General features: G+C 20.6%; 5 protein-coding genes and 2 pseudogenes. 4 read left to right on the forward strand and 3 right to left on the reverse strand.

Annotation, left to right across the window (positions count from 1 at the left end):
• Positions 1-949: pseudogene (locus tag VAMP_RS04055) on the forward strand (hypothetical protein); the annotation flags it as partial.
• Positions 950-1225: 276 nt separating this feature from the next.
• On the opposite strand, the gene VAMP_RS04060 reads toward VAMP_RS04055, so the two are convergent.
• Positions 1226-2341, reverse strand: a complete 1116-nt coding sequence (locus tag VAMP_RS04060; RefSeq protein ID WP_213349609.1) for a hypothetical protein — start codon at positions 2339-2341, stop codon at positions 1226-1228.
• Between the two features lie 197 nt (positions 2342-2538).
• Between VAMP_RS04060 and VAMP_RS07090 the strand changes: the two genes are divergently transcribed.
• On the forward strand, positions 2539-4092 hold the full coding sequence (locus tag VAMP_RS07090) for a YifB family Mg chelatase-like AAA ATPase (protein ID WP_213349611.1): 1554 nt from the start codon (positions 2539-2541) through the stop codon (positions 4090-4092).
• 27 nt (positions 4093-4119) lie between these two features.
• Positions 4120-4695 carry a PH domain-containing protein gene (locus VAMP_RS04070; RefSeq protein WP_213349614.1) on the forward strand — a complete coding sequence of 192 codons (576 nt, stop codon included), beginning with the start codon at positions 4120-4122 and terminating at the stop codon, positions 4693-4695.
• Here VAMP_RS04070 and VAMP_RS04075 read toward each other — a convergent pair.
• Together VAMP_RS04075 and VAMP_RS04080 are read right to left on the reverse strand one after the other, a co-directional pair.
• Positions 4690-5709: a DNA-processing protein DprA gene (locus VAMP_RS04075; protein WP_213349616.1), complete on the reverse strand. Its 1020-nt coding sequence runs from the start codon at positions 5707-5709 to the stop codon at positions 4690-4692. The genes VAMP_RS04070 and VAMP_RS04075 overlap by 6 nt on opposite strands.
• A gap of 43 nt (positions 5710-5752) precedes the next feature.
• Complete coding sequence (locus VAMP_RS04080; protein ID WP_213349618.1) at positions 5753-6670, reverse strand: metallophosphoesterase; 918 nt, start codon at positions 6668-6670, stop codon at positions 5753-5755.
• Between the two features lie 210 nt (positions 6671-6880).
• Between VAMP_RS04080 and VAMP_RS04085 the strand changes: the two are divergent.
• Positions 6881-7315, forward strand: a pseudogene (locus tag VAMP_RS04085) (hypothetical protein); the annotation flags it as partial.

Consider the following 7315-nt stretch of genomic DNA (forward strand, 5'->3'; position numbering starts at 1 on the left):
AAATGATTGAAAAAATTGATGAACTACTTGAAATTATTTGGTTATTAATAGTGATTTAACAGAAAATGAAGAAATAAATGAAAAAATATCTTGATCTTGAGATTTAAGTGAGGTTGAAAAAGTATCAGATACTTATTTTAAAGAAAGTGGTGGTAGTATTTCAAGTTGAGCAAGTGATGGAGGCTGAGGAAGTGATGAAATAGATACCCCTATAAATAATCCTTTTAAAGATTTAGAATATAATACTTGAGATGTTATTGAAGTTAATGGAAATAACATTATATATGCTTGAACTCAAAACCGTGATTGAGAAGAATATATTTTAATGACTTATGATGCTTCAGATTTATGAGATTCTGGTCGATTATTTAAAGATTGAACAAAAGATAAGTGGACTAAAAATGATTGAGATAATTGGAGGTCTTGTAATGTTTATATAGATTGTTGACATATGCGGGGAGGTGCGACTGTTTTTGATGATATGAATAAAAATCCTTATATTAGATATACTTGATTATTTGTATCAAAAAGTGGTGAACAAGTTTGGTGTGGAGATTCTAGTATTGAGTACTGTAATGATGCTTCAGATTGAGATAAAAATACTGATGAAATAATTGAATTTTTTTCAAATACAGATAAGTCGGAAGAAATATATCCGAGATATACTGCTGCTGAATTTTGTAGAGATTTAAGAATATGATGATATAATGATTGGTATTTACCTGCAAGACAGCAATTATCAATTATATCTACTATTTTAGATAAAAATATAAGATATCTTTCTTCTACTGAATTCGCAAATAACGACCCTAATTCAGGTAATTGGTTATACGAATATAATGAGCTTGGTGGTTTATGGACAAAAAAATCAGTGCCCTGGGATATGAGTAACTGATGACATGCACTGCTTTGGGATGAGCAGACACTTTGTATTCGTGAAAGTCAATAAGAGTAAACAAAAAAACATTTCTATTAAGAAATGTTTTTTTTATGTTTTCGGGCGAGGACCCTCATCTTTGTAGAACAAAATTTCTAAATTCTTGATTTAGATAAGGATTTGCGAGAAAATAAAAATAGATTTATGTGCTAAACAAATTTATATAATAATTGTAGATTTGATATTTAAAGATTTTGGTTTGCAATTTTTTTTTACATTTTACATATTTTAGATTTTTTTCTCAACTGTTCTTGTTTTGTAAGATTAATTTTATTTTTAAATATATATTTAAATTGTTTTTAGATATCAAATTCATCATCATTTAGCTACATTCAATATTTTACTTTCTGAAAATCTTGTTAGGATTAATCATTCTGAAATAATATCTCAATTTTTTATAAAAAAATGAGGACATACATCAAAATAAACTTCTTTTGATATAATTTTATCTTCTTGAAAAAAATTTATTTTATTTTTTTGTGCTTCAACAAACTCTTGTGCAATAAAATTTGTATTTAAATTAGTTTCTATAATTTTTTGCCAATCTGACTGTTTTATATCTTTTCATATATATATGTTACCTCATTCTATTCAATTTGATGCTTTAATTACATAAAAATCTTTATTTTTAATTATTTTATTTTTATTTTCTTCGTTTACATCTAACTTTTCCAAAATATACGAATGTTTAATTTCAGATAATAATTCTTTATAACCTAAAGTCCACATATCAAAAGTATTTATAAAATCTATTTTATACTTATAAAATTTTTCCCAATTTTTAATACTTAATTTAGAAGTTTCTAAACATCTTCTTATTTTATCTATTTTTATTCATTTATAATAAATTCAATCATCATTAAAATCTAATTCAGAAAATGTTCATATATTTACATTAAATCAATTTTCTTTCAAGAAAAAATATTCAGTATAATAAGCATCTTTAAAAAAAACTCATTCTGGATATAGAATAAAAATTTTTTCATTTTTATCAAAAAACTTTAAAAAATTATTTTTATGTAAATTTTTTTCTTCATTTAATAAAACAGAATATGTATTATCATGCATTAATAATCAATCAGGGTAATCAGAGTTTAATTCTATTATTTTTATGTTATTATTTTGATCTAACATACAATCAAATCTTACAACTCAAGTATAGTTATTTTGAAATAAATTTTGTATTACTCATTCATTATTTTGATTCATAAATTTTATTTTTTTAGATTTATCTATTTTCATAATTTCTTCAAGTATATATTTACAATTTTTTATTAATAAATCTGAAATAATATATTCATTAGACATTAACTTATTTGCAATAGGCAATTTAATTTCTCATTTTGATATAGGATAATATAATTTCATTTTGGACCAAAAATCTTTATATTTACTATTTGACATATTTATTTAAATTAATTTTTAAAAATTCAACTTCCTTATATATAAAGATTTTATTTTTTTTTTCAATATTATTATTTTTTACATTACATTTAAATGTATTATTATTTTAAATTTAAACAAAAAATATAAAAAATCACTTGAAAAAAAAATATAATAGATTAGATATAATATATATTTTATTTTTTTATATTTTTTGTATGATATACAAAGTAAAAACTATATCAAATATTTGACTTGATTGATATGAAGTAATAATTGAATCAGATAGTAATAGATCTTTACCAACTATAGATATAGTTTGATTGCCAGACAATTCTATAAAAGAATCAAAAGAAAGAATTAAATCAACTTTTAGATCTGTATGAATTGAATTGCCTCCTAGGAAGATTATACTTAATTTATCGCCATCAGATATTAAAAAAATTTGAACAAGATTTGATTTAGCTATGGCAGTTGCTATATTATTTTTGACTTATGAAGGAGATTTACAAAATTCAGATTTTATTAAAAATTCTGTTTTTTTCTGAGAACTTGGTTTAGATTGAAATTTAAAATCTATAAATTGAGTGTTGCCAGCCGTATTGTATGCAAGGAAAATTTGATATCAAAATTTTTTTGTTCCACAAGAAAATTTATATGAACTTAAATATATAAAATGAATAAATATTTATCCAATATTAAATTTTTCTCAAATAGTTGATTTTTTTGTCAAATGAGATATTTTAGATAAAATTATTTGATGAATAAATTTTGATGATTTATCAAATGATTTAGATAATCTTGAGAATGATTTTGAAAATATTTCATGACATGAATTAGCAAAAAGAGCTTTGACAGTATCAGCTGGTGGATTACATAATTCTTTGTTAGTAGGACCTCCTTGAAGTGGTAAAACTATGCTTTGTAAAGCAGTTCAAACAATATTGCCACCTATGAATTTTGATGAAATTTTGGATCTTAGTCAAATATATTCTGTAATTTGAAAATTAAATAAACATAAACCACTTATTACTTCTAGACAATTTAGAACAGTTCATCATACTGCATCAAAAGTTAGTATTATTTGATGATGAAATTTTCTTACTCCATGAGAAGTTAGTTTGGCACATAATTGAATTTTATTTTTTGATGAATTAGCAGAATTTCCTAGAACCGTTTTGGAAGTACTTAGACAGCCAATAGAAGATAAAATTGTTAATATTTCTAGAGTAAATGGAACTGTTTCTTATCCTGCAAATTTTATGTTTATAGCTTCTATGAATCCTTGTAAATGTTGATATTATAAAGATATGGAAAAAAATTGTACTTGTTCAATAAATGAAATTAAAAAATATCAATCAAAAATTTCTTGACCTTTATTAGATAGATTTGATATGATACTAGAAATACCTAGACAAAAAGTAGAAAAAATAATAAATAATAAAAAAGATGAATTGTCATCAAAAAAAATAAGAAAAAATATAGAAAATGCTTGGAAAAATCAACAAAAAAGATTTATCTGATTAGATATAAGTTCTAATTCTCAAATGTCTAGTTCACATATAAATGAATTTATAAAACTTGATGATAATAGTAAAAATTTATTGGAAACAGCTAGTAAATCACTAAATTTATCACCTAGAGTGATACATAGAATTATGAAATTATCAAGAACAATAGCTGATATTGAAAATTCTGAAGATATAAAACAAAAACATTTGGCAGAAAGTTTACAATATAGATCTAAAAATATGTTTGTAGAAAATGAATAAATTTTTATTATTTATTCTTAAAATATTATGAAAAAGAAAAAATTTAATTGACAATCAAAAGATGAATATGTTTTATATTTTGCTAGAGAAAATTTTTTAAGATATTTTTTTAGTAAAATAGCTGATTTTGGTACTATATTTTGAATTTGATTAATATTTATGTTTATTTCATTAGTTTTTAATAAAATTATAGTAGCTATTATTATAGCCTTGTTTGTTGTTTTTACAACTTTGATTATGTATGTATTTTTATTTTGGCGAAATACATATTTAATTATTACTAATGATAGATTGATAAAATTTTCAAGAGATGGTATATTCAAAAGTCATATAAGAGAAATAAATATTTATTCTATTCAAGAATGTATTTCAAAATGTTGAGGTTTTATTGATAAAGTATTAAATTGTTGAAGTGTGACTTTTATAGGTAAAGATTTAAAAATTCAAATATATTTTGATTGAGTAAATTATCCTGAAGAATTAACTATGTATGTAAGTAGATTAAGAGAATTTATGAAAAATAATTCTGAATATCCTCCCAAAGAAATAACATGTTTTATGCCTAGAAAAATTAGAAAAGAAATAAAAAATAAAAAATTATAATATTGACCAATATCATGAATTTGATTCATAAATAAATCATTTAATTTCCAACATAGAAATATTTGTAATTACTTCATCATAACTTAATCATGAATTTACAATAATTTCTTTTAGACTAATGTTTTCTTGAGAGATAGATAAATAAATTTTTTTTTCAATTTCATTTAATTCTGATATATTTTTATTATTTTCTTTATTGTTTATATATTCTTCATTATTTCATAATTTATCTTGTACAAAATCCTGTATATCAAAAATAGATTCAATAAATCATTTGGAAATATATCTATTAACTCATTTTGAATTTTTTTCAAAAATTGAGTTTGGACTTGCAAATACTGGTATATTCATTTTTTTAGCAAAATCTACAGTTATTAAACTACCAGATTTATCTCCTGCTTCAGGAACAAAAACAAAATCACTAATTCAAGCAATAATTCTATTTCTCTGAGGGAAACTGTAATTAGTTGGTCTCATCTTAATCTTAAATTCTGACAAAATTAAACCATTATTTTCCAATATTTTGTTGATAATATTTCTATCACTTGAAGACAAAAAATATCAAATTCATCAACCCAATACAGAAATTGTAGGAATATTATTTTCAATAGATAAATTATGACATAATTGATCAATTCAACTAGCTAATCAAGAAATAGTAGCTATATTTTTATATCATTTTAATTTATCAAATAATTCTTCAAGAATTTTTTTTCAATAATTAGACAAATTTCTAGGTCATACTATAGCTATTATTTTGTGTTTATTTAATAATTGAAAATTTCATATAGAATATATTATATGTGGTGTAGATTTAATTTTTGATAATCTAAAATGAAATGAATCAGTATTTTTAATATGTAAATCAATATTATTATTGTTTACATAATCATAAATTTTATCAAAATTATATCATAATAAATCTTCTTTTTTTAATTTTGATAATTGAGAAAGAGTTATTTTTTCATCTAAACTATAAAGTAAAGCTTTTTTATAATTAAGGTCAAAATTCATTTTTAAAGTCAAATATTATTTTTTTGTAAAATGTAATAAATTATTATTTAGATATTTTATATTTTTCAGCTCATATGAATATTTCTCAATTAATTATTTTTAATATAGATCTTTCATTTTCAAATTCTCATATTTTTTTTCCAAAACTGTAATCTATATCTATTACTTTCAATTTATCAAATCTATCTACTAATCCACCAAATCAATTGTGTCAATTTATAATAGTATCTATTCAGATATCATAGATATTATTGTATATATATTCTTTTTCATAATTAGGTAAATTTCTTCTTCTATTTCATAATAAAAATATATTTGATATATAAAAAAATTCTTTCATTAAAGAGTTATTAATAGGTTTTTCTTCATGAATTAAAGATGCAACTCATTTATTAAAAATACCATTTATATAGTCAATTCATTTATCCAAAATTATATTCAAAATTTCATAGGTTGGATTTGTATGAATAAATAATATGGATCAACTTCTATATACTAATTTATAAGTTTTTATTATTTCAATTAAATTTTTTCATTTATCAGAATTTTTCATATTATATATAATATTTTTACTGTCATTTCTAAGTTTATCAAAATCATTACAATTTTGAAAATCATCACTTGCAAATTTTTTAAATTCTATCAATCATTTAAATGTTCATTTATAACTTGTATATTCAGATTTTGTAAATAAATAAAGCAATGCCTTGTAATCATGATTTCCAGAAATTAATTGAATTTGACAATTATTTTTTTCAGCATTTTTTTTTATTTCTCTAATTTTAAGTAAAATATCAATTCAATTAGTATGTCTATCAGCTAATATATCTCACAAAAAAATACATATACAGTTTTTTCATATCCATTTTCATTTGTCATCTATTAAAGATAATGATTTTAAATTTTCATAATATGCATTTAAATTTCAATGTAAATCTCATATTACATAAATATCACTCATATACAAAATTAACTTTAAAAAAATTAAATATTTCCTATATATAATTATTTTTGATATACATTGCAAGTAATTTTTTATTATTTACTAAAAAGTAGTTAAGAATTTAAAAAAATTATTTATATATAGTTAAATTTGACATATATTAAATATTATTTATAATTATTTTATATATTAAATATATATTTAAATTCTAATTAAAATATAAACAAAATGGCTTTTGATAAAAATCAAATTAAAATAAATTTGGATATAGACGATGAAACAATTAATAATGAAGAATCAAAAACTTCCGATTTTAGTATTAATTTTTGAGAAGAATTAGAAAATAATGAAGATAATGAAAATAATTTATTACAAGATAATGAAAATGAATCTAATGAAAGTAATAATATTAATGATTTATTGCAAATGGAAAATAACTCTCAAGAGTATAAAAAAGAATTTAATATTGAAACTGAAGAAAAGAAAGAAAGTGAAAAAAATAAAATTAATTTCACAAAAATAAATATATTAGAAAATATTGATGATGAATGACTTAAAGTTAACAATATAGATGATAAAACAAAAGATTTTGAAATTTTTAAAAATCATAAAAAAAGAAAGAGAAAAAAAATAATTTTTAGATCTGTTTGAGCTCTTTCTATT

It is taken from the genome of Candidatus Vampirococcus lugosii (genome assembly GCF_018420025.1).
GTDB classification, from domain to species: domain Bacteria; phylum Patescibacteriota; class Gracilibacteria; order Absconditabacterales; family Absconditicoccaceae; genus Vampirococcus; species Vampirococcus lugosii.